Raw genomic sequence first — 23063 nt, 5'->3', positions numbered from 1 at the left:
TGTTGTAGGCTGCTAGTTGTTTACATATGAGTAAGTATTAGAAAAGACGTAACAATATAATACCTATCATAATTGAGACAATACCAATAACTTTGCGAGGTGTTATTCTATTTTTATTTGTCCCAAGTAAGCCAAAGTGATCGATAATAATACCCATTAACATTTGACCGAGCATACCAATAATTGTAGTTAATGCTGCACCTAAATGGGGCATAAGTATGATATTCGTTGTTACAAAGATGACACCTAATGTACCGCCAATAAAATATAATGGTTTCAATTTACCTTGTTTATTGTCATATGTAGTTAATTTTAAGCTTCGATTAAAGATTAGTGTAAGAATGAACAGTACAATAGTTCCAACTGTAAATGATACAAGGGCTGCCATTACTGAAGAGTGAATTTGTTGTCCTAGTGCGCTGTTAATTGCAGTTTGTATTGGGGGACAAAATCCAAAAATAAAGCCAACGATAATCCAAATATAAAATGTAGGATGTGTTTTACTTGTATTATTGGTATTCCGAACGTAGTTCATTAAAATAATTCCGAATATCAATAATATTACACCTAATACTTTAAATAGTGTGAAAGGTTCATGTTCTGCACCAAACCAACCAAATGTATCGATAAGGACACCCATTATGATTTGTCCTGCTACAGTCATCACAACAGTTAATGAAGCGCCTAACCGTGGTAATAAAACTAAGTTTCCAGTGAGGAAGATGACCCCTAACATACCACCCACATACCAAACATAACTTAGAGATTGATTATCGTAAAAAGCTAAAGTGAAAACGTGTGGATTCACAATAAGGTTGATAATAATTAAAAAGATTGTGCCAGTACCAAAAGAGATAGTAGATGCATAAAATGAAGATTTCGTGTAAATGCTGAGTCTTGAGTTAATAGAAGTTTGAAATGGGACCACCATTCCAGCTATAATTCCGACGATATATAAAAGAAACATAAAATCACTCTTTCTTATAAAGTTATCTTTATCATTATATAGCAAAGTAGTTAGATTTCATATCTTTATATTTCAGATAAGAATTATATAATTTATCACTACATTCATGTACACAATACAAAAAATGTTATAGAATGGCGTTAGTTATTTTTTATGTTTTAAACAACTGATAAATGTAAAGTTATCAATTAGTAAAGTAATGTAACCAAAAACTTCATATATTTATCATGATTGAGATTAGTGGAATTGGTGGAAAATTATATTGAAACAATTATCAATTATTCGTCTGTTAGACGAAGAAACATTTTTTGTTGATGCTGGTATTAATGACGGGATTAAGCAGCAACAATTTATAGAAGTACTAAATCCCAAACGCTCATATAAAAACTTAGCTCAAGTTATTGATGTTTTTGATCAGTATACGCTTTGTAAAAAACTAGGAAAGAAAAAAATCTTTTTTGGTGATACTGTTAGACTGAGACCTATAAATAATAATAGTGAAGCACCTGTAGATGAAAGTTTATAAAAATATAAATATGAATAGTTAAAAAAATATAGCGTAGTAAAAATTGCCGCATATGCATTAATATAGCACTGTTATATTTTTAGAATAAATAAGCCACTTTGATATGGAGGATACATTAAATATTCCTTTAGTCAAAGTGGTTTTTTATGGTTATAGCAAGGAAAGGTACCGATGAAAGAATCAATGGTGTTATGTTTTTATATAATTGAAGAACTAGGTACTTTATAGTTAAGTTATATAGCGTTCGGTAGCTGCTTTGTTAATAAAAAATGGCTAAGTAGTTTATCTTGTTCGTTCATTAATATATAACATCATATATTTCAATTTCTACTATATTAAATGTTGGGTTGATTATTAACAAGATTATGCATCCTACTTAGCCACTCACTACCTATAATATGCTATAACTTATTATATTTTTGTGTAGTATTGATAACGATTAATTATCAAAAATAACTTTAGTTGTTTTGTCGATGATATGTGCTGAAGCCACTTTAGTTGGGATACCTGCCTTAGGACGAAGTAAGTCCAAATCGAGTATCTTTTTCATGCCTTCTTTAACTGCAGATTCGTTAACAAAACGTTCGATATTAGGTAATTGAATCTTTATCGCTTTATTTACAGCGTCGTTAAATACCAATTCTAATGTTTGTGTCATTGCTTGTAACCTCCTTATTTAATTGCTTCTGTTTTAATAACTTCGAGTGAATCGAAACGTTCCCCAGTGATTTGTTCGATAATCGTTTTAAAGGCTAATAATTGTTCGTTCGTTGCAGCAGTATTTAAATTTGAAAAGTGCCGTTTAACAATCTTAGCTTTGCCATCTTTATCGTACAAAGTGCGTGCCATGTCTAGAGCTAATTGGTTTATATTGTTCATGGTTGTGAACCTCCTTTCACTCTATATATCGAACTGTCACAGGGAATTGGTCAAAATTTTTTTAAAAAATTAAGTAAAAAAACTTTAATGTTACTTAAATATCATATATCATTAAATATGAAACATTTATTAGTGATAGAGGTGGCTATATGAATCAAGTTGATCCGATAAGGGATATTAAAGAGATAAAGGCAATGTATGAAGTGTTAAAGCGCAAATCAGATAGAGATTACTTACTATTTAAATTTGCAATCCATACAGGAATTAAACTATCGGCATTGTTAAATCTGAGTGTGGCAGATGTAAGAAGTGAGCAGGAGGATATAAAAATGTATTGGTTAGAAGACCATGCACCAAATATCCATATCCGTTTACCTGAAGTGCTTAGACGAGAATTATCGCACTATATTGAAACACATAATATACAAGATGATGAATTATTATTTCAATCTAATAGAACACTGAAAGGTTTATCGAGACAACAGGCGTATCGAATTATTCATGCAGCAGCAGATGAGTTGGGCATGTTGCATATTGGATTGACAACGCTACGAAAGACATTTGCTTATCATGCTTATCAATCAGGTATTTCTATTTCAATTATTCAAAAATATTTAGGTCATCAAACGACCTTTGAGACAATGAAATTTATCGGTATATCGACTAAGAAAAGCAATACCACGATCGCATTAACTTTATAAATAGAGATGAAGGAGGGACCGTATGAGTTTAGTTATTCTATTCAGTGTATTAATTGTGCTGATGATATTGTTGTTATTTACATACACGCACCAGAAGTTACAAAATGTATCTGGCACAATTGTAATGATAGCACCGATTGTTTCAGCATTATATTTTTTATGGCAAATTCCGAGTGTATTTGCTGGGCATTATGTAGCGATTAGGTTACCATGGTTGCCATCTTTAGATATCAATATTGACTTTAGATTAGATGGCTTAAGTCTATTCTTCAGTTTGTTAATATCACTAATTGGAGTGGCAGTATTTTATTATGCTACACGCTATATGTCTAAAGATCATGATGATTTACCCCGTTTTTATATATATTTATTATTATTCATGATTAGTATGTTGGGTGTAGTTACTGCAAATAATACTATTTTACTGTATGTATTTTGGGAATTAACAAGTGTTTCTTCATTCTTGCTTATCGCATATTGGTATGGTAACCGAGATAGTCAATTTGGCGCACTACAATCATTTATGATTACGGTGCTCGGTGGTTTGGCAATGCTGACAGGTTTCATAATGATATATACCGTTACGGGTTCAAATACCATTACTGACATAATTAATGATAGTCATAGCATTGCAAATAGTCCGTTATTTATACCGATTATTATTATGTTATTGATTGGGGCTTTTACAAAATCTGCGCAGTTTCCATTTCATATTTGGCTACCTAAAGCTATGGTAGCACCAACACCGGTGAGTGCATATCTACATTCTGCCACAATGGTTAAAGCAGGTATTTTCTTGCTATTTAGATTTACGCCTATTTTAGGATTAAGTGATTTTTATATTTATTGTGTAACATTTGTAGGATTAATCACCATGATTTTTGGTGCGATTAATGCTATACGTCAGTTCGACTTAAAGGGTATCTTGGCATATTCTACAATTAGTCAACTCGGTATGATTGTTTCAATGGTAGGTATTGGTGGGGGTGTTGTTCAACAGCCGACTGGCGAAATGGCAAAGGTATATAGTTTAGTGTTATTTGGCGCGTTATTTCACTTGATGAATCACGCATTGTACAAAGGCGCATTGTTTATGGGTGTAGGTATTATTGATCATGAGACAGGTACGCGTGATATACGAAAGCTTTCAGGTTTGCGTAAGGTATTACCAATTACACACGTAGTGATGTTAGTTTCGGCTTTAGCAATGGGAGGGATACCATTTTTAAATGGTTTCCTCAGTAAGGAAATGTTTTTTGAAGGGTTAGTTAGCGCACACGAATTAACTCAATTTAATATATGGCTCACATTATTGTTAGATGCAGTTGGTGTTGTGGCAAGTATATTTACTTTGATTTATGCGGTTTACATGATTAAAGAAGTGTTCTGGGGAGATTACTCCAAGGCTCAGTTACCTAAACAACATGTTCATGAGCCATTCTTATTTACAGTACCCTCATTAATTATGATGCTCTTATTGCCTATTATCTTTTTCGTACCAAATCTATTTGCGCACTACATTATATTACCTGCATTTAGAAATATTTCAATTGGTAGTAAAGCAGATCAATTGGCGCCACATATTTCTCAATGGCATGGTGTGAATTTGCCTTTAATTTTAAGCGTAATTGTATTTATAGTAGGTATTACAGCAGCATTGAAGATTGATTGGAAAAAGCACACACAGCAAATTAAAGCAACATCTATATCTGACATGTACCTAGGTACATATAAACAATTTGAATATTATTCAGGATATAGTATTCGCTCGTTGATGAACAATAGATTAAATCACTATATCACAATTACATTAATTATCTTTATTATGATTGTTACGTATGGCATTATTCAGGCAGGATTTCCTAAGGTACATCAAATTCATGTCAGTGAGTTTGGTCCATTAGAGGTTATTACACTTATCGTAGTTTTTGTACTAGGTATTGCTTTGACATTTATCAGGCAGCGACTAACGATGGTTATCCTAAATGGTATTATTGGTTATTGTGTAACGATATTCTTTATCTTAATGAAGGCACCAGATTTAGCGTTGACACAATTAGTGGTTGAGACGATTACTACAATTCTATTTATTGTGAGCTTTTCAAGGTTGCCTAACGTACCTAGAACGAAAGTTCATAAGAAGCGTGAAGCTGTCAAAATCGTCGTATCATTATTAATGGCGATTATTGTAGTTACATTAGTGTTTATTGCACAACAAAGTAACGCGATGCCTACGATTTCAACATTTTATCATGATGCGTATAAACTGACAGGTGGCAAAAATATTGTTAATGCTATACTTGGAGACTTTAGAGCGCTGGATACATTATTTGAAGGTCTCGTATTAATTATCGCTGGTTTAGGCATTTATACATTACTTAACTTTAAAGATCGGAGGGGACAAGATGAAAGAGAATGATGTGGTATTACGTACAGTCACGAAAATTGTAGTCTTTATCTTATTAACATTTGGGTTTTATCTGTTTTTAGCAGGTCATAATAATCCAGGTGGTGGCTTTATTGGTGGCTTGATTTTTAGTTCGGCATTCTTATTGATGTTCCTAGCGTTCGATGTTAAGCAAGTATTAGTATCATTGCCGATAGATTTTAGAATATTGATGATAATTGGTTCATTAGTGTCATTTACGATGGCGATTATACCCATGTTTTTTGGTAAACCGTTCCTTTACCAAGCTGAGGCATACGTGACGTTACCTATTTTAGGAGAGGTACATCTAACGACAATTACTGTATTTGAAGCGGGGATTGTGTTAGCAGTAGTCGGTGTTGTGGTCACTGTTATGTTATCTATTAGTGGTGGTCGCTCATGAATCTTATCTTACTATTAGTTATTGGCTTTTTAATATTTATTGGAACGTATATGATATTATCAGTCAATTTAATCAGAATTGTAATCGGAATTTCAATCTACACACATGCTGGTAACTTAATCATTATGAGTATGGGTAAATATGGCAAAGATATGGTAGAGCCGTTAATCGGTGATGGTAGTAAAGCGTTCGTCGATCCATTATTGCAAGCTATTGTGTTAACTGCCATAGTTATTGGCTTCGCGATGACAGCCTTTCTCTTAGTACTCGTGTATAGAACATATCGTGTAACGAAAGAAGATGAAATAGATGTACTGAGAGGAGATGATGACAACGATGAGTAATTTACTAATATTCCCATTATTGTTACCAGCTGTATGTGCATTATTACTGGTATTTATACGCACACAAAGTAGATTGTCACGCATCTTCTCAATTGGAACGATGGCATTAACGACAATTATTTCATTGATGTTGTTAATTTCAGTAATGGTACATGGCCCAATTAAATTAGATTTTGGTGGTTGGCAGGCCCCATTTGGTATTCAATTTGTTGGCGATTCATTAAGCTTATTAATGGTTACTGTTTCGAGCTTTGTTGTAACGCTTATTATGGCTTATGGATTTGGTAGAGCAGAAAAAAGAGCAATTCGTTATTACTTACCTAGTTTTATTTTATTTTTAACTGTTGGCGTTATCGGTTCTTTTTTAACTGCTGATTTATTTAATGTTTATGTGATGTTTGAAGTTATGCTGTTAGCATCCTTTGTATTGATAACACTTGGACAATCGGTTGAGCAATTACGTGCAGCAATTATATATGTCGTATTGAATATTATTGGCTCTTGGTTACTCTTAATTGGTATTGGTATGCTTTATAAGTTAACGGGGACATTAAATTTTGCGCTTGTTGCATCAAGATTGGAAACGATGAAAGATGAAAGTTCAATCGTTATTATTTCAATGGTATTTTTAGTTGCATTTGGTGCTAAGGCAGCTTTGGTATTATTTATGTGGTTACCTAAGGCTTATGCAGTATTAAATACGGAACTTGCAGCATTGTTTGCTTCACTAATGACTAAGGTTGGGGCGTATGCGTTAATTCGTTTCTTTACGTTAATCTTCGATGAACATGAGTCGATTACGCATCCATTATTCGTATTTTTAGCGTGCATTACGATGATTATTGGTGCATTCGGTGTGTTGGCTTATAGAGATATTAAAAAGATAGCAGCATATCAAGTTATCTTATCAATTGGATTTATTATTTTTGGTTTAGGTACGCAGACCTTTGCAGGAGTGAATGGTGCAATATTTTATCTCGCAAATGATATTGTAGTTAAAACATTACTCTTCTTTATTATAGGTAGTCTTGTTTATATTACAGGTTATCGTCACTATAAATATTTAACAGGTTTAGCGAAGAAACAGCCATTCTTTGGTGTCGCGTTTATTGTTATGATATTAGCAATTGGTGGTGTGCCACCGTTTAGTGGTTTTCCAGGTAAATTGTTTATTTTTAAAGGTGCAATAGAAAATGGGAATTACATTGGTTTAACATTGATGATATTAACGAGTCTCATAGCTATGTTTAGCTTATTTAGAGTATTTTTTACAATGTATCTCGGTAACGATAAAACAGGTGAAGAAGTGGAATTTAAAGAGATTCCTGGTTATAGAAAGGGATTGATTGGCATATTAGTGGCCGTAGTGTTAGCTATGGGTATCGCGGCACCTGTGATTTTCCAAGTCACAGAAAATGCTACACATTTAAACATGGACGATGGTCATTACGAAAAATCAGTTAACCCTAACCTTAAAAAGGAGGTTGAAAAATGAGACAAGTCGTACTAAATATTGTTATCGCCTTTTTATGGGTACTATTTCAAGACGAAGAATCATTTAAGATTTCAACTTTCTTTGCAGGTTATCTCATTGGATTAATCGTTATATATATTTTACATCGCTTTTTCGGACAACAATTCTACTTGAGAAAAGTATGGGTTGCTATTAAATTTTTAGCAGTGTATTTATATCAATTAATCACATCGAGTATGACAACAATTAACTATATATTATTTAAAACAAAAGAAATGAATCCAGGTTTAGTTACGTACGAAACAAAGTTAGCTAGTGATTGGGAAGTTTCCTTCTTAACAATTCTAATTATCATTACACCTGGTTCCACGGTGATTAGAATTTCTAAGAAGAAACAAAAGTTCTTTATTCATGCGATAGATGTTTCTGAAAAAGAAAAGAAAAAATTATTAAAAAGTATCCAGCAGTACGAGGGGCTTATCTTGGAGGTGACAGAATGATCAATACACTTATAAACTTTTTTATTACGAGTTCACTTATTATATTTGGTATTGCACTGTTACTTACCTTATTCAGAATTATTAAGGGACCAACCACTGCAGATAGAGTTGTGGCATTTGATACGGCTAGTGCCATCTTGATGTCTGTAGTTGGTGTACTGAGTATTATATTTGGAACGTTTTCATTCTTAGATTCGATTTTACTTATAGCTATTATTTCATTTGTAAGCTCAGTCTCTATTTCTAGATTTATAGAAGGGGGTCATGTGTTTAATGCAAATAACAAGCGAAATTATTAACTTAATTGCCGCCTTTATGATGTTTCTAGGAAGTATTATCGCACTTATCAGTGCAATAGGTTTAATTAAGTTCCAAGATGTATTCTTACGTAGTCATGCTTCAACTAAAAGTTCAACATTGTCTGTACTCTTAACACTTGTTGGAGTCATTATATATTTTATCTCGTCACAAGGTTATCTCAGTGTTAGGATGATACTTGCACTTGTATTTATTAATTTGACTGCGCCAGTAGGTGGTCACTTAATCTCACGTGCGGCATATCGTACTGGAGCTTATATGTATAGGAAAAGCGATGCACCTAGACAGTCGAGTATATTATTAAGTGGTAGTGAGAATAATACCTTTGAACAACTAAAAAAACGTGCAGAAGCACGAGAAGCAAAAAGACGTAAAACTTATGAACAGGAACATGATTTTTAATCATATAATGTGTGATTCACGAGAGACAGGGCTAAGCCATGATATTGGGCTAGCTCTGTTTTTTTACGTCTATATTTATATGAAATGGTCAATTTGAAATTTAGATACGGGTATTGAGCGCATTGTGTTTATTAACTGTGGATTATATTTAGGGTAAAATGTTTAACAATATATTGATCGATACGCAGTTTATTTTATATATAGTTAAATAGTATTGTCATATATCTGAGTAAGTAGACTAATTTTAAAAGATTAAATCGCTTTGTAAAGGAAATATTACAAAATGAGTGCAATACATTTAAGCAATGAGCAAAAAAATGATAAAATAATATATATTTGTAATTGTGTTAATTTTGAAAATATTAATCACAAGGTGAATCAAGAAGCGCTTATTCATCGGTTATTAACTATGAATAATACATGTAATTAATTCACGGGAAAATTGATTTTATGTTTCAACCTCAACAATTATGAACAGTAAATCTCAAATAGAAAAGAGGTGAAACCTTGCAAATATTTGAAACGATACTTATCTTTTTAGCACTTGTTATCGCTAGTTCATTTGTACATACATTTCTTCCAAAGGTACCACTTGCCTTCATTCAAATCATTTTGGGAATGCTTTTATATGTCACACCGATACCAGTAGAATTTCAATTTGACACGGAACTGTTTATGGTTGCATTAATTGCACCATTGCTATTTGTGGAAGGGGTTAAGGTTTCAAGGGTGCACTTGAGACGTTATATTAAACCCGTACTGATGATGGCATTAGGTTTAGTAGTTACAACGGTAATCGTAGTAGGTTTATTTATCCACTGGATTTGGCCGGATCTACCTATGGCGGCAGCATTCGCACTAGCAGCCATCTTATGTCCTACTGATGCCGTAGCTGTACAAGCTATTACAAATGGGAAAGTCTTACCGAAGGGGTCTATGACAATTTTAGAAGGTGAATCTTTGTTAAATGATGCAGCGGGTATCATATCTTTTAAAATTGCTGTAGCAGCACTGGTTACGGGTGCATTTTCTGTTACTAATGCAATTGCTCAATTTTTAATTTCTTCCATTGGTGGATTTATTGTCGGAATCATTATCGGTGTTGCATTAGTACGATTTAGAGTTACACTTACACGACGTGGTATTGAAAATATTAACATGTTTACATTTATTCAACTCGTCACACCATTTGTAACTTATTTGGTTGCCGAAATGTTCCACGCTTCAGGCATTATTGCAGCAGTTGTAGCAGGTCTCGTTCATGGGTTTGAAAGAGATAGAATTGCACAAGCACGTACGCGTTTGCAAATGAGTTATAACCATACATGGAATATCCTAGGTTATGCATTAAATGGATTTGTGTTTACTATCTTAGGATTTTTAGTACCAGAAGTTGTCGGAAGAATTATAGAAAATGAACCGCATAACTTGGTATTTTTAATCGTGGTGACGTTCTTAGTCGCATTAGCGATTTATCTGTTTAGATTTTTATGGGTGTTCGTGTTATATCCTTATTTTTATTTACCAGTTAGTCCCTTCCAAAAAATGATTTCCTATAATCAAGATGAAGAAAAATCTACAGAAGCACCGCCTAAGCGTAGTATGTATGCCTTTATTATGACGTTATGTGGTGTACATGGAACAATTTCATTAGCAATCGCACTGACATTACCGTACATGTTGGCGAATCACCATTCATTTGCGTTTAGAGATGATTTATTATTTGTAGCATCTGGAATGGTCTTAATTAGTTTAATTGTGGCCCAATTGATATTGCCATTTGCAACGCCAAATGCGGAATCGCCGAAGATTAAAGGAATGAACTTTAAGCAGGCCCGTGTATTTATTTTAGAAAAGGTAATAGATAGTTTAAATCAAATGTCTACGGTGGATTCAAGCTTCCAGTATGGTAATGTAATCAAGGATTATCACGATAAACTTGCCTTTATTAGAACGGTAGAAAATGAAGATGAAAATACAAAAGAACTACAAAGATTACAAAAAATTGCATTCGACGTAGAGAATGAAACATTGAATGGGTTAGTAGAAAATGGAGACATCACTACCAATGTTTTAGACAATTATATGCGCTACTCCGAACGTACACAAGTTTATAAACAAGCTTCATTAATACAACGTATTAAAGTGGAGTTGAGAGCGATGATTTTAAAACGTCGAATCAAAAACAAAGTTAAAACGAATGCTGCATCATCACTATCAGTTGTAGACAATTTAAGAGAAATTTCTAATGTAATGAGAACAGTACATTATAGAGTCGTTAGTAGATTAGCAAAGGAAACGACAGAGGATAATAAATTAGAAGTAGGTATGGTATGTGATAGTTATTTACTACGAACTGATAACTTAACACCATCGAACTTCTTTAATCCTAAAAATGAAAACTCAATAACTAAAATTAAGTTAGTCGCTTTAAAGGAACAACGCCGAATTCTAAATCAATTGATTGAAGAAGAAGAAGTAAGTGAAGCGACAGCTTTAAAAATTAGGGAAGCGATAAACTATGACGAAATGATCATCGTAGATAGTTTAACAGATTAATAATAAAAAGAGACACGATTGACGCTTGTATAATGGTACGCACTTAGCTATCTATACATGACTACAATCCTGTCTCTTTTATTTTTATATTTAAAATACATAAAAAAATGAAGCCTATCTACTCAATTAAATGAGATAGGCTTCAAGTGGTTTTTTTCTAGGTGTATAACCTAGCTGCTACATGTCATAAATGGGGGGAGGAGCCTACCATTTATGATTTTTGGGAGATTATTTAAGGCTTGAATACCACCATACCGTACGTTTTTAGGAGGGTAACGTACGGTATGGGACTATTCACCTCAATGAGGTTAATAGCCCAAATCTATGATTACTTCATGCTACCATGGATTGTTTCGATATTTTCTTTCATCATATTATAATAAGAATCACCTTTAGATCCTTTTTTACCGATAGAATCTGTGAATACTTCACCGTAGATATCGCGGCCAGTTTCTTCACTTAAGCTTTCCATACTCTTATGATCTACACTAGTTTCAACTAGTAAATGTTTAAGGTTATTCTTTCTTACGAAATCAATTGCTTGTTTCATTTGTTCAGGAGTACCTTGTTTCTCAGTGTTGATTTCCCAAATATAACCAGGTTTTATGTCATATTGTTGTGAGAAGTAATTGAATGCCCCTTCACTAGTAATCATATTTCTTTCTGCTTTAGGAATATCATTGAACTTTTCTTGGCTAGAATTTTTTAGTTCTGTAAGTTTATCGATATAGGCTTTACTATTTTTGCTGATTTCATCTTTGTGACCTTTATCGCGTTCTAACAATGTGTCTCTAATTGTTTCAACGTATTTGATACCGTTAGATAAGCTTAACCATGCATGAGGGTCTTGCTTTGATTCGTCTCCTTCTTTAGCGCCATGAAGATAGTTTGGTTTTACATTTTTTGATACTTTAATTACTTTGTCGTCGTCTAATGATTTATTAGCTTGTGAAAGTGCTTTTTTAAACCATCCATTACCAGTTTCTAAGTTCAAACCATTATAGAACACGACATCTGCATCTGTAAGTGCTTTAATGTCTTTAGGCTTTACTTCGTATTCATGAGGGTCTTGACCTACAGGTACAATACTATGTATTTCGACATCTTTACTTGCTGTATTTTTAACCATGTCATATAAAATTGAGTTAGTTGTTACGATTTTTAATTTTTCATTTGAACTTGTACCGCTTTTTCCATTGCCACACGCGGCTAGGAATAATAAGAAAATAAGAGCGATTGAAATTATTTTTTTCATACAGTTGTTCCTTCCCTTTTAAAGAAATTAAGTTTACTACCAATAAACACTAAAATATAAATAAAGAATGCACATAAAACAATCATTGCACCACTTGGCAAGTTATATACATAGCTGAAGTATAGTCCAACAATTGAACTGATTGTGCTGATACAGCTAGAAATAATCATCATAGTACGCAATTTTTTCGCTATTAAAAATGCTGCAGAGGCAGGAGTGATTAATAGTGCAACAACTAAGATAATACCAACTGTTTGAATGCTAGCAACTGTAACAAGAGACAGTAATAGCATTACAAAATAATGAATTAGTGTCGTATTTAACCCGCTCATTCTACTGAATGTAGGATCAAATGTAGAAACCATCAATGGTCGATAGAATGCAATGATGAGAATCATTACGATAATGCCGACGATGATAGTTGACCAGAACGTAGCATGTGTTACGGCAAGTATGTTACCAAATAAGATATGGTACAAATCTGTCGTACTATTGATGACGCTGATCAAAATGATACCTGTTGCTAGAAATGCAGTGAAACTTATACCGATTGCAGCATCAGGTTTAGTCTTACTACTCTTAGTGATGAATCCAATAAAGATACTGGCAATCATACCTGTGACTAAGGCACCTATAAACATAGGAATTTGGAAGAAGAATGATAGTGCTACGCCAGGTAGAACTGCGTGACTCATTGCATCACCCATAAGTGATAGGCCTCTTAAAACGATTAAACATCCCACAGTACCACAGACGATACCTACGACAATGGAAATGATTAAGGCATTTCTAAGGAACAAATAGTCAAATAAATGTTGAATAAAATCCATATCAGTTACGTCCTTTCTACTGTGTTACTTCGCTATCATTTTCAGCAGTAGCACTAAGGAATGTACGATTTAAATAATCGGGTTGCATTGCTGTGCTGCTATCTCCAAAATAGCGAAGTGTTTTATTTAATAGAATTACACGATCAAAGTATTCTTCAGCCTTAGATAGATCATGATGGACGATAAGTAACAACTTGCCTTCATCTTTCAACTGGCGTAATTGTGTCATAATGATTTGCTCACTATGAAAATCAATCCCAACAAATGGTTCGTCGAGTAAGTATAATTTACTTTCAGTCATCAGTGCACGGGCTACAAGTACACGTTGTAATTGACCACCACTTAAAGCAGAAATTTGACGATGTCGCAATTCCTGTAGTTCCAAAGTTTGCAACAATTGGTTTAGTCTCAAGCGCGTATCGCCGTTGACCCATTTAAACCAACCGATGTCTTTATAAGCTCCAGATAAGATAACATCTTCAACTTTGATTGGAAAATCTAAATCAATATGCGCTTTTTGAGGAATGTACGTAATGTCTTTAAGCGCACTTTGGACAGGACGTTCTTCTAAATTGGCTACACCAGTCGATTTGAATTCACCAATAATCGACTTCAATAACGATGATTTCCCTGCACCGTTTGGTCCCATAATGCCAATTATTTCCCCGGAGATAGGTATGTCTAAATCTATATTTTTTAGCACACTTTTATTCCCTAAAGTAAGATTTAAATTTTGAATTTTTAACACGTTAGCCCTCCTTAAATAAAATTTTAGGTTAACCTAATTTATATTATAATATACTACGAACTTTTAGCGTGTCAAGTAGATTCGTGGTACAATAAAGTGAATGATTTGAGAGGTGAGAGAATGCTAACTGAAGAAAAAGAGGATTACTTAAAAGCAATTTTAACGCATGACGGCGACCGTTCATTCGTTTCAAATAAGACTTTGTCACAGTATTTAAACATTAAGCCACCTTCAGTCAGTGAGATGGTTAGCCGACTCGAAAAATCTGGTTATGTTACTACTAAACCATATAAAGGCGTCCAACTTTCTGAACAAGGTTTAACATATACTTTAGATATAATTAAAAGGCACCGATTACTAGAATTATTTTTAATTAAAGTGTTGCAGTATAATTGGGAAGAAGTGCACCAAGAAGCTGAGGTATTGGAGCATCGAGTATCACATTTATTTGTCGAACGATTAGACAAATTATTAGAATATCCGATTACTTGCCCACATGGCGGTGTCATTCCGAGAAATAATCAATATAAAGAACTATATACAAATAATTTGTTATCATTTGAGGCAGGGGACAAGGTAACGATTAAGCGTGTGAGAGATAGAACAGAACTTTTAGTATATCTAACGAGCAAAGATATACTGATCGATGAAGAGGTTTCAATAGTTAATAAAGATGATACGAATAAAGTAATTATTGTGCAGAAAGAAGATAATATTACGATATTGAGCTATGATAATGCCGAGCATATTTATGCTGAGAAATAAAGGATAGACTGTGAGGATATTACAAGCTGAGACGCTAGGTAAGTGGAGCAGATATTGTAGTGTTTATAGCTACATAATAATATAGATACGGATAGATTACAGATTACTGTACGACGAGATGCAAGTCATGCAGTGGTCTGTTTTTTAGTTTATAAAAAATGGGAATGCCAGTATGACTATAGGCAATAAAGACTCGATTGATGCAGTGTTTAAAAGGCATCGATCGAGTCTTTAAAGTGTCTATATGATATTAAAATGCTACCCATTAAATAAATAGTTTGTGATGAAAAGATAGACGACAAAAAGATTGATACCAATCCAAATCAAACTAAATATTACTGTTGGAATATGGGTTAAGTCTTTCAATGTACTACCATCCCAAGTTACGGAATGTCCAGAAAAAGTCAATCGAGCAATCGTCCATGATGATTGTAAGACTTCGCCTAATAAGACGGCGATAATAAAGTGATACGTAAAAGTAACGACATATGTCATCATGAGTTGATTATCACTATGAAATAAGCAATATAATACAATGATGAGCACTAAGATGATGAGTGTCGGTAATAATTTTCTAGATGTTAAAATAACAAAATAAATGAATATGACTAGATAAGCTGCTATAAATAAACTAGGGTAAGTCGATTTAATTGCTGCAAACCCGATAAGTAGCATTAAAGGAGGCATAATATAGCCACCGAATGTAGTGATTGCTTGACCAATACGACTTGTCGATTGAGTGATAGCATAACCTTGTTGCGAAGTTTCAGCGCGCTCTCTAGGTGAGGCGACGATGACTAAATCTTTAGCCTTACCATTACTCAATTTATTAAAAAGTATATGTCCAAATTCATGAGTTAGAACAGGGATATAATTTAAATATATATCTAAAAAGCGATTAAATGGTTTATGGCGATAGTTGTGTATGACAATATAAAGTAAAGCAACAACGATGACCGAAAATATATTCAATTGTATGGTGGAGCTGAAAAAATCATGTATATAAGTCATTAATACTACCTCGATTTTAAATTTCATTGGTGCTATAAGTACCATAAAACTATGAATCAAAAACTATCACGTCTTTGATGGGATGACATAGATGAAATGGATAATTTATGTAAATGATTTATAGTTTAGAGTAACTATAAGATAAATTATATAGGATATCACAGGATAAAGGATACGGACTTTTGATGTATCTTTAACAATGGACGTATTATATTATAATATGTTGACTATAATGATTGTGTTAATATGACAGTAAAATAAGCATAAAGTAGAATGGAATCATGGAGATAGGAGAATTGAATAAATGAATGAAACTAAGCAAGTACGACGTATAAATGTATTGTCAGTATTTTTTGATAATGTAACTTTAGCTGATATGAAACAAAACATTATATATTTTTTCGAAAAACAAACACAACACAATTTATTTATCGTTACAGCCAATCCTGAAATCGTAGATTATGCCCAACAAGACACTGAATATAGAGCATTGGTAAATTCTGCTGACTATGTTGTTGCGGATGGTACAGGTGTTGTTATGGCATCTAAATTATTACAAACCCCGTTAAAAGAAAGAGTCCCGGGTATTGAATTAATGGAAGTTTGTCTGAATATAGCAAATGAGCAACATCAGAAAGTATTTTTATTAGGTGCAGAAAATGAGGTTGTAAAAGCAGCATATGCAAGATTGAAAGCTCAGTTTCCTAACGTTAAATTTGATTTTCACCATGGATTCTTTGAACTGTCAGATAATAAGGTGGTAAAGCAAATTAAAGCATTTAATCCAGATTATATATTTGTTGGGATGGGATATCCACGTCAAGAGTCTTGGATTGAACAGCATGCTAATCAATTTGAACAGACTTTGCTTATGGGCGTAGGTGGATCGATTGAAGTATTTAGTGGTACTAAGAAACGTGCTCCGAAACTATTTAGAAAGTTAAATTTAGAGTGGGTTTATCGTGTGATTATAGATTGGAAGCGCATAGGCAGAACGAAAGCAATACCGAAATTTATTGTAAATGTTTTGAAAATGAAGTTTAAGCGTAAAAATGTTTAAAATAGATGTTATTTAGAAGGTGAATATTTAATATTATCAAGAGTTATGTATTGTTGGTTCGCTTTCCTAGGGGACAGCTTCAGCCTGTAGTCTTCAGCTTGTCCTGTTCCCTCAGGAGTCTCACCAAAATACGTCCAAAAAATTGTGATGCTACATAAAAAACACACTACGGACTTCTTTTTAAATTTGTGTCGAAATATAACATCAATTATGAATTTAAGAATTGCTTAATACTTTATAAACTGGCTTTTTATTTAAAATTTGGTACTGTTGGTTCGCTTTCCTAGGGGACAGCTTCAGCCTGTAGTCTTCAGCTTGTCCTGTTCCCTCAGGAGTCTCACCAAAATACGTCCAAAAAATTGTGATGCTACATAAAAAAACAGACATAAAATAACGTGTATGATATTTGTGGAAAGAGCTAATCCATCAAGGAATAGCTCTTTTATTTTGACGATTGGAATGTATTTCCGATACACATAAATTCATGAGTTTACTGTTGAATCGAAAACGACAGTTATGACGCTCAAAAATAAGACGCAACAATGCGCTTTAATTTAACAGCTTGTTACGTCTTATTTTTGTATTATTAAATTTTATTAGTTATTTTACTTCGAATCTTGATGCATCTAATTCTTCTCTGAATTGTTTTTGTTCTTTTTTAGAACGTTTTTTAAATCCACTTAAGAACTTTTCGTATTTCGGTAATACTTCATCGAGTTCACCATATTCTTTTAATTTTCCGCCTTCAATCCAAGCGATTTTAGTACAAAATTCACGTACTTGTTTCATATTGTGGCTGACAAAGAAAATTGTTTTGCCTTGTGCTTTATATTCATAAATTTTATCGAGACATTTTTGAGCGAATGTTTGGTCACCAACTGATAATGCTTCGTCAATAACTAAAATGTCCGGATTGGTTGTAATATTGATAGAAAAACCAAGTTTAGCTCTCATACCACTAGAATATTTTTTAACAGGTTGATAGATAAATTCGCCTAATTCACTAAATTCAATGACTTGTGGCGTCAGTGCTTTAATTTCTTTACGTGTGAAACCCATGCATAGCATTTTAAATTCAATGTTTTCAATGCCTGTTAATTGACCATTTAATCCTGCACTTATCGCAATAACACTGACATCGCCATTGCGCTCGATATGTCCTTCGGTAGGAGATAATGAACCACCAATCATATTGCTTAATGTAGACTTACCCGATCCATTTATGCCAACAAGTCCGATGACATCACCTTCATAAGCAGTGATAGATAAATCGTTAAGTGCGTAGAAAGTTTTATTTTTGTGAAAAGGTATGATAACATCCTTTAACCGTTCTTTATTGTTGCGATAAATACGGTACTCTTTAGTTACATTTTCAATGCTAACTGATACATTCATATTTTTACCTTCCTTATTTACAGTTACTTCAAGTATATTATATATTATATTGGTTGTTAAATTTATTAACCTATTGTAAAGTAAGTGAGTACTATTTTACTATTATTAGACTTATACAGTTGTTAAAGTTTACTTAATAATTGGCATAAAATCAACTATTAAGAAAAAAGAAATTAATGTTTTTTTGTTTGTTTTAAAAATTACAATTGTATTTGTTATGAAGTTACTGCTGATTTGGCTAGCGTATAAAAAATTATACTATTAAAACTTAGCAAAGAAATTGTTATGATATTTATAAAAGTTTCGCAGTATATTGTTTAACCAAAGTGAAAAAGAAATACAATATTGTCAAATCGATTGAAAGTGTGGTTTATTTAAATGAATGCTGTGTGGGTTGTATTTAAAGAACATATTAAGAATTTTTATCTAATTCAAAGATTAGCCCAATTCCAATTGAAAATTTCAAACACGAATAATTATCTAGGTATGGCTTGGGAGTTAATCAACCCAGCTTTACAAATCATGGTTTATTGGTTTGTATTTGGTCTGGGTATCAGAAGTAATAGTGATGTTGATGGTGTGCCATTTATTTATTGGTTGCTTGTCGGTATTAGTATGTGGTTCTTTGTTAACCAAGGTGTGTTAGAAGGAACTAAAGCCATTGCTACAAAGTATAATCATGTTGCGAAGATGAATTTTCCGTTATCCATTATTCCGTCTTACATTGTTATGAGTAGATTTTATGGGCACCTTGCCTTATTGGTTGTAGTGATATTATTGTGTACGATATCTGGTTTTTATCCTACTATTTATACATTGCAATTATTATTATATGTGCCTTTTGCATTGATATTAACGACAACAATAGCACTTTTCACTTCAACGTTAGGTGTGTTAGTAAAGGATACACAACAAGCGATTCAAGCACTGATGCGAATGGTATTCTTTGCATCTTCAATTCTTATTGTGCCGCCTGAAGGTATTGTTAAACAGGTAATGCAATTGAATCCGATTTACTATCTTGCAGAAGCATATCGTTCTGCAGTGTTGCATAAAGAATGGTACTTTATTACGCACTGGGAATTAACGTTATATAATTTATTTATTATACTGTTCTTATTTATGATTGGTTCTATTTTGCATATGCGTTATAGAGATCACTTTGCAGACTTTATGTAAAATGACAAATAGACAATAAAAGTTGAATATAGTGAGTTCAATGGTCCTTTGATGGCAAGTAATGTCGTCAAAGGATTTTTCTATAAATTTTACTTTAAGATAGATATAATAAAAGGACTGATGAAATATAATCCATTTGGCGGTGAATAATTTGAGGCAAGTGATAAAAGCACTATATATATTTATGACAAAATTTTTAAATATACTTTTCAGTAAGAAAAAGGTGAAACAACAAAGTATTGTTATTTTGATGACATTTCCAGAGGATATGTTACCCATTATTGAAGGGCTCAATCGAAAAGGGGATTATCAAATTACAGTAATTGGTAAGGATGTGCATAGAAAATATACCCAGCATTTGGAACATGTAACTTATGTGTTGGCAGGCAATAAACAGCTTTATAGACATTTGAAATATTTGAGTACAGCAAAGGTTATTATTATCGACACATACTATTTACTCATGGGTGGCTTTCTCAAGAAAGAGGGGCAAACAGTTATTCAAACTTGGCATGCTGCAGGAGCTTTAAAAAATTTCGGATTAACAGATCACCAAGTTGATTTGAATAATAACAAAATGGTTGAACAATATCGACAAGTTTATAATGCGACAGATAAATACATTGTTGGTGGTGAACCAATGGTAACATGCTTTAAAGAATCATTTGGAGCAACAGATGCACAGATGCTTAGAACAGGTTTGCCAAGATTAGTACCGTATCGTACGGTTGATATTACACAACGACAACGAGAATTAAAAAAACAATATGGTATTAAAGGTAAAATTGCACTATACGTGCCGACTTATCGAGAACATCACCAAGCGAATAGAACGATAGATAAACATAAATTTGAAACTGCATTACCGAACTATACTTTATTTAGTAAATTGCACCCATCTATAGTCAATGAACAACATACAGAAATCAATTTACAATCTTTAATGATTATGGCTGATATCATTATTAGTGATTATAGCTCATTGGCAATTGAGGCAAGTTTATTGAATAAACCGACTTTACTTTATGTTTATGATGAACAACAATATGAAACTGAGCGAGGGTTGAATACTTTTTATTATGAGATTCCCGACATGTATAAGGTATATAATGAAGGTGAATTGATTCAAAATATCAAAAAGTATGAAAGTGACTTACAACCGTTGTTTAAATCTTGGCATGAGTATAATGTGACACAAAGTTTAACGAAAGTTATAGAAACTATAGAAGAAATGGTGAAAGTATGAAAATTTCAATAATTATTCCAGTTTATAATGCAGCAAGTACAATTAGGCGTACAATTGCATCTATAGATACTAAACATGATTTTGAAGTGATTTGTGTTAATGATGGATCTACAGATGATACACAAGACGTACTGAAGCAATTGCAAAAGGAATATAAGCATATACAAGTGATTAATCAAGAGAATAAGGGTGCGGCTGCCAGTAGAAATGTCGGATTAACTAATATAAGTGGCGATGTATTTATGTTTATAGATGCGGATGATATATTCTTGCCAGGTAGAATAGATTTGATGGCTAACTGTTATCAGAAGGATAGCAATGTTGAAATTGTCATTGGTCAAATAGGACGAGGTGTATCTGGAGAGTGGAAGCCAGTACCGACGCATGAAGCGATGTGCAAGGATATGAAAGTAAGTTTAGCTCAAAGTCCTGAAATTATGCAATCAATCGGACCAGGAGCAAAATTATTTAGTGCAGACTTTAAATCATTGCGCTTTGATGAGGATATTGTATTTTGTGAGGAGCATTCCTTTATTATTCAAGCCTATCGTAAGGCTAAGGATATTCAAGTGCTATCAGAAATTGTCTATGGTTATCATGAAGTCGAAGGATCGGTTACGCAACGTAGAGCAACAGAATTTCTTGCCTATATGTCTGATGCTAGGGAAGCTAGAGCTAGAGTAATGCCCTTGTTACCGTTGAGAAACCAACGTATCTATTATAGCTATCGAATGGACGAGTTAATTGTCAGTTATTTAATACAAGCATATCTAACTCAGAATAGTGAACTTAATCAAAGCTTATTAGATGTTGTAATCAATTATCTTGATGATATGCAAAGGACTGATTATTCTGGTGAAGCATTATTTAGAATTGTCAACGTAGTTGAACAGGGTAGTACAAAGTGGAATAAAGCATTGTATGAGCAGTGGAGATCAGCATTATTAAGATGTGGCATTGGTCGCCCAAATTATTTGAGATTTAAAGTTGAAGTATTACCGAAGCGTACAACATTTAGAGGAAAGCAAAAATTGAAACAATACCTAAATCGCTAAATTCTTCGAATATTCGTAAACTTAAGTTTGTTATGCTATAATTCTTAAAAATGTAAATTTTAATTTAATTTTATGTTAAGGAGATTAAGCGAATGAAACGTGTAATTACTTATGGAACATATGATTTGTTACATTACGGACATATAGAACTATTAAGAAGAGCGAGAGAAATGGGCGATTATCTAGTCGTGGCATTATCAACTGACGAATTTAACCGTGTGAAAAACAAGAAATCATATTATAATTTTGAACAACGAAAAATGATGTTAGAATCTATTCGTTATGTGGACCTTGTTATTCCTGAAAGTGGATGGGGTCAAAAGGAAATCGATGTTGACCGTTATGAAATTGATAAATTTGTAATGGGCCATGATTGGGAAGGCGAGTTTGACTTCTTGAAAGATAAATGTGAAGTGATTTATTTAAATCGTACTGAAGGTATTTCAACGACTAAAATTAAGAAAGAATTATATGGTGATTCAGCTAAATAATTTAAGCGAGATGTATATTAATGATACATGTGCTTGCTTTGATTCGTGCTGTTAATGTTGATTACTGAGTGTATCGATATTTTTTAATATTTGTCATAACATTCATTTAATGCTAACAAGTTAAAATACTTGTTGGCATATTTTTATGCACACTTTCTGTTGGTGGAGCTTTATCCAGTAGTCTACGGCTTGTACTATTCCTACAGAAGTCGACGTATAAAATAGCATAAAGATTAGGCAACTCATAAACTTACAGAACGATATGGATTAAATTAGGTGATCGTAATTTCTCTGCTTGAAGCATTGTGTGTGATAGCTATATAGGGATAGGAAGATTTCAAGGCTAAGGAGCAACGCATACACTATGAAAGCGAGTAATACTTATAAAAATATGAAAAGCCACTGCAAAAGATGCATTTAATCTTCTACAGTGGCTTTACTATATGGCCAAGACTATTTTTCGATTGTAGTGATAGATTGTGCTGTAATGCATAAATTATTAGTATGCTACAACAAGTTACAGCATT

The 23063-nt window shown here is 33.1% G+C and carries 24 protein-coding genes; 16 read left to right on the top strand and 8 right to left on the bottom strand.

What is annotated here, in order from left to right; genetic code table 11:
• Nucleotides 1-37 precede the first annotated feature (37 nt).
• Nucleotides 38-967 carry a DMT family transporter gene (locus tag ACY191_RS12880; protein WP_042738098.1) on the bottom strand — a complete coding sequence of 310 codons (930 nt, stop codon included), beginning with the start codon at nucleotides 965-967 and terminating at the stop codon, nucleotides 38-40.
• A gap of 262 nt (nucleotides 968-1229) precedes the next feature.
• On the opposite strand from ACY191_RS12880, the gene ACY191_RS12875 reads away from it, so the two are divergent.
• Entirely contained in the window at nucleotides 1230-1493 is a 264-nt protein-coding gene (locus ACY191_RS12875; protein ID WP_042738099.1) for a hypothetical protein, read from the top strand.
• A 439-nt stretch (nucleotides 1494-1932) separates the two neighbouring features.
• Here ACY191_RS12875 and ACY191_RS12870 read toward each other — a convergent pair whose 3' ends face one another.
• Complete coding sequence (locus ACY191_RS12870) at nucleotides 1933-2151, bottom strand: DUF2922 domain-containing protein (RefSeq protein WP_042738100.1); 219 nt, start codon at nucleotides 2149-2151, stop codon at nucleotides 1933-1935.
• A gap of 14 nt (nucleotides 2152-2165) precedes the next feature.
• Nucleotides 2166-2372: a sigS mRNA-stabilizing protein SroA gene (sroA, locus tag ACY191_RS12865; RefSeq protein WP_229366970.1), complete on the bottom strand. Its 207-nt coding sequence runs from the start codon at nucleotides 2370-2372 to the stop codon at nucleotides 2166-2168.
• 149 nt (nucleotides 2373-2521) lie between these two features.
• Here sroA and ACY191_RS12860 point away from each other — a divergent pair, with 149 nt between their 5' ends.
• From ACY191_RS12860 to ACY191_RS12820, 9 genes are all read left to right on the top strand, one after another.
• Nucleotides 2522-3073, top strand: coding sequence for a tyrosine-type recombinase/integrase (locus ACY191_RS12860; protein WP_107512843.1), 552 nt, complete (start codon nucleotides 2522-2524; stop codon nucleotides 3071-3073).
• Between the two features lie 22 nt (nucleotides 3074-3095).
• Nucleotides 3096-5492 (top strand): DUF4040 family protein, encoded by a 2397-nt coding sequence (locus tag ACY191_RS12855; protein ID WP_042738103.1) that lies wholly within the window; start codon nucleotides 3096-3098, stop codon nucleotides 5490-5492.
• Nucleotides 5479-5904 carry a Na+/H+ antiporter Mnh2 subunit B gene (gene mnhB2, locus ACY191_RS12850; protein WP_042738104.1) on the top strand — a complete coding sequence of 142 codons (426 nt, stop codon included), beginning with the start codon at nucleotides 5479-5481 and terminating at the stop codon, nucleotides 5902-5904. The genes ACY191_RS12855 and mnhB2 overlap by 14 nt, the downstream gene beginning before the upstream one ends.
• Nucleotides 5901-6248: a Na+/H+ antiporter Mnh2 subunit C gene (mnhC2, locus tag ACY191_RS12845; protein WP_042738105.1), complete on the top strand. Its 348-nt coding sequence runs from the start codon at nucleotides 5901-5903 to the stop codon at nucleotides 6246-6248. Before mnhB2 ends, mnhC2 begins: the two co-directional genes overlap by 4 nt.
• Nucleotides 6241-7743: a Na+/H+ antiporter Mnh2 subunit D gene (mnhD2, locus tag ACY191_RS12840; protein WP_042738106.1), complete on the top strand. Its 1503-nt coding sequence runs from the start codon at nucleotides 6241-6243 to the stop codon at nucleotides 7741-7743. The genes mnhC2 and mnhD2 overlap by 8 nt, the downstream gene beginning before the upstream one ends.
• The gene (gene mnhE2, locus ACY191_RS12835) at nucleotides 7740-8222 is read left to right on the top strand and encodes a Na+/H+ antiporter Mnh2 subunit E (protein WP_042738107.1); all 483 of its coding nucleotides are present in this window, start codon (nucleotides 7740-7742) and stop codon (nucleotides 8220-8222) included. The genes mnhD2 and mnhE2 overlap by 4 nt, the downstream gene beginning before the upstream one ends.
• Complete coding sequence (mnhF2, locus tag ACY191_RS12830) at nucleotides 8219-8521, top strand: Na+/H+ antiporter Mnh2 subunit F (protein ID WP_042738108.1); 303 nt, start codon at nucleotides 8219-8221, stop codon at nucleotides 8519-8521. Before mnhE2 ends, mnhF2 begins: the two co-directional genes overlap by 4 nt.
• Nucleotides 8496-8942, top strand: a complete 447-nt coding sequence (locus ACY191_RS12825; RefSeq protein WP_042738109.1) for a Na+/H+ antiporter subunit G — start codon at nucleotides 8496-8498, stop codon at nucleotides 8940-8942. Before mnhF2 ends, ACY191_RS12825 begins: the two co-directional genes overlap by 26 nt.
• Before the next feature lie 507 nt (nucleotides 8943-9449).
• The gene (locus tag ACY191_RS12820; RefSeq protein ID WP_042738110.1) at nucleotides 9450-11501 is read left to right on the top strand and encodes a cation:proton antiporter; all 2052 of its coding nucleotides are present in this window, start codon (nucleotides 9450-9452) and stop codon (nucleotides 11499-11501) included.
• 328 nt (nucleotides 11502-11829) lie between these two features.
• Here ACY191_RS12820 and mntC read toward each other — a convergent pair whose 3' ends face one another.
• From mntC to ACY191_RS12805, 3 genes are read right to left on the bottom strand one after another with little or no spacing between them, the layout of a single operon-like run.
• Entirely contained in the window at nucleotides 11830-12756 is a 927-nt protein-coding gene (mntC, locus tag ACY191_RS12815; RefSeq protein WP_042738111.1) for a manganese ABC transporter substrate-binding lipoprotein MntC, read from the bottom strand.
• The gene (locus ACY191_RS12810; RefSeq protein WP_042738112.1) at nucleotides 12753-13586 is read right to left on the bottom strand and encodes a metal ABC transporter permease; all 834 of its coding nucleotides are present in this window, start codon (nucleotides 13584-13586) and stop codon (nucleotides 12753-12755) included. Before ACY191_RS12810 ends, mntC begins: the two co-directional genes overlap by 4 nt.
• Nucleotides 13587-13602: 16 nt before the next feature.
• Nucleotides 13603-14334, bottom strand: a complete 732-nt coding sequence (locus tag ACY191_RS12805) for a metal ABC transporter ATP-binding protein (protein ID WP_229366972.1) — start codon at nucleotides 14332-14334, stop codon at nucleotides 13603-13605.
• A gap of 120 nt (nucleotides 14335-14454) precedes the next feature.
• On the opposite strand from ACY191_RS12805, the gene ACY191_RS12800 reads away from it, so the two are divergent.
• Nucleotides 14455-15099, top strand: coding sequence for a metal-dependent transcriptional regulator (locus tag ACY191_RS12800; RefSeq protein ID WP_042738114.1), 645 nt, complete (start codon nucleotides 14455-14457; stop codon nucleotides 15097-15099).
• Between the two features lie 258 nt (nucleotides 15100-15357).
• Here the strand turns inward: ACY191_RS12800 and ACY191_RS12795 are convergent, their stop codons facing one another.
• Nucleotides 15358-16110, bottom strand: a complete 753-nt coding sequence (locus tag ACY191_RS12795) for a M50 family metallopeptidase (RefSeq protein ID WP_229366973.1) — start codon at nucleotides 16108-16110, stop codon at nucleotides 15358-15360.
• A gap of 304 nt (nucleotides 16111-16414) precedes the next feature.
• Between ACY191_RS12795 and tarA the strand changes: the two genes are divergently transcribed.
• Nucleotides 16415-17170, top strand: a complete 756-nt coding sequence (gene tarA / locus ACY191_RS12790; RefSeq protein ID WP_107579341.1) for an N-acetylglucosaminyldiphosphoundecaprenol N-acetyl-beta-D-mannosaminyltransferase TarA — start codon at nucleotides 16415-16417, stop codon at nucleotides 17168-17170.
• A gap of 600 nt (nucleotides 17171-17770) precedes the next feature.
• Here tarA and tagH read toward each other — a convergent pair.
• A complete protein-coding gene (tagH, locus tag ACY191_RS12785) occupies nucleotides 17771-18565 on the bottom strand; it encodes a teichoic acids export ABC transporter ATP-binding subunit TagH (RefSeq protein ID WP_042738117.1) in 795 nt (264 codons plus the stop codon).
• 378 nt (nucleotides 18566-18943) lie between these two features.
• Between tagH and ACY191_RS12780 the strand changes: the two genes are divergently transcribed.
• From ACY191_RS12780 to tagD, 4 genes are all read left to right on the top strand, one after another.
• A complete protein-coding gene (locus ACY191_RS12780) occupies nucleotides 18944-19744 on the top strand; it encodes an ABC transporter permease (RefSeq protein WP_042738118.1) in 801 nt (266 codons plus the stop codon).
• A 151-nt stretch (nucleotides 19745-19895) separates the two neighbouring features.
• Nucleotides 19896-20990 (top strand): teichoic acid glycerol-phosphate primase TarB, encoded by a 1095-nt coding sequence (gene tarB, locus ACY191_RS12775; RefSeq protein WP_229366974.1) that lies wholly within the window; start codon nucleotides 19896-19898, stop codon nucleotides 20988-20990.
• Nucleotides 20987-22045, top strand: a complete 1059-nt coding sequence (locus tag ACY191_RS12770) for a glycosyltransferase family 2 protein (RefSeq protein ID WP_229366975.1) — start codon at nucleotides 20987-20989, stop codon at nucleotides 22043-22045. The genes tarB and ACY191_RS12770 overlap by 4 nt, the downstream gene beginning before the upstream one ends.
• Nucleotides 22046-22137: 92 nt before the next feature.
• Nucleotides 22138-22536 carry a glycerol-3-phosphate cytidylyltransferase gene (gene tagD, locus ACY191_RS12765; RefSeq protein ID WP_042738121.1) on the top strand — a complete coding sequence of 133 codons (399 nt, stop codon included), beginning with the start codon at nucleotides 22138-22140 and terminating at the stop codon, nucleotides 22534-22536.
• Nucleotides 22537-23063: the final 527 nt, after the last annotated feature.

The sequence above is a fragment of the Staphylococcus sp. TCBT05 genome, assembly GCF_055179755.1.
This window is presented reverse-complemented; position numbering and strand designations above follow the sequence as displayed.

Excerpts from the sequence above, each read along its gene's own strand:
- mnhF2 (WP_042738108.1), top strand. The coding sequence starts at position 8,219 with ATGATCAATACACTTATAAACTTTTTTATTACGAGTTCACTTATTATA.
- ACY191_RS12880 (WP_042738098.1), bottom strand. The coding sequence starts at position 967 with ATGTTTCTTTTATATATCGTCGGAATTATAGCTGGAATGGTGGTCCCA.
- ACY191_RS12810 (WP_042738112.1), bottom strand. The coding sequence starts at position 13,586 with ATGGATTTTATTCAACATTTATTTGACTATTTGTTCCTTAGAAATGCC.
- mnhE2 (WP_042738107.1), top strand. The coding sequence starts at position 7,740 with ATGAGACAAGTCGTACTAAATATTGTTATCGCCTTTTTATGGGTACTA.
- mnhB2 (WP_042738104.1), top strand. The coding sequence starts at position 5,479 with ATGAAAGAGAATGATGTGGTATTACGTACAGTCACGAAAATTGTAGTC.
- tagD (WP_042738121.1), top strand. The coding sequence starts at position 22,138 with ATGAAACGTGTAATTACTTATGGAACATATGATTTGTTACATTACGGA.
- ACY191_RS12860 (WP_107512843.1), top strand. The coding sequence starts at position 2,522 with ATGAATCAAGTTGATCCGATAAGGGATATTAAAGAGATAAAGGCAATG.
- tagH (WP_042738117.1), bottom strand. The coding sequence starts at position 18,565 with ATGAATGTATCAGTTAGCATTGAAAATGTAACTAAAGAGTACCGTATT.
- mnhC2 (WP_042738105.1), top strand. The coding sequence starts at position 5,901 with ATGAATCTTATCTTACTATTAGTTATTGGCTTTTTAATATTTATTGGA.
- mntC (WP_042738111.1), bottom strand. The coding sequence starts at position 12,756 with ATGAAAAAAATAATTTCAATCGCTCTTATTTTCTTATTATTCCTAGCC.
- ACY191_RS12855 (WP_042738103.1), top strand. The coding sequence starts at position 3,096 with ATGAGTTTAGTTATTCTATTCAGTGTATTAATTGTGCTGATGATATTG.
- ACY191_RS12870 (WP_042738100.1), bottom strand. The coding sequence starts at position 2,151 with ATGACACAAACATTAGAATTGGTATTTAACGACGCTGTAAATAAAGCG.
- ACY191_RS12795 (WP_229366973.1), bottom strand. The coding sequence starts at position 16,110 with ATGACTTATATACATGATTTTTTCAGCTCCACCATACAATTGAATATA.
- ACY191_RS12780 (WP_042738118.1), top strand. The coding sequence starts at position 18,944 with ATGAATGCTGTGTGGGTTGTATTTAAAGAACATATTAAGAATTTTTAT.
- tarA (WP_107579341.1), top strand. The coding sequence starts at position 16,415 with ATGAATGAAACTAAGCAAGTACGACGTATAAATGTATTGTCAGTATTT.
- ACY191_RS12800 (WP_042738114.1), top strand. The coding sequence starts at position 14,455 with ATGCTAACTGAAGAAAAAGAGGATTACTTAAAAGCAATTTTAACGCAT.
- mnhD2 (WP_042738106.1), top strand. The coding sequence starts at position 6,241 with ATGAGTAATTTACTAATATTCCCATTATTGTTACCAGCTGTATGTGCA.
- ACY191_RS12825 (WP_042738109.1), top strand. The coding sequence starts at position 8,496 with ATGCAAATAACAAGCGAAATTATTAACTTAATTGCCGCCTTTATGATG.
- sroA (WP_229366970.1), bottom strand. The coding sequence starts at position 2,372 with ATGAACAATATAAACCAATTAGCTCTAGACATGGCACGCACTTTGTAC.
- ACY191_RS12770 (WP_229366975.1), top strand. The coding sequence starts at position 20,987 with ATGAAAATTTCAATAATTATTCCAGTTTATAATGCAGCAAGTACAATT.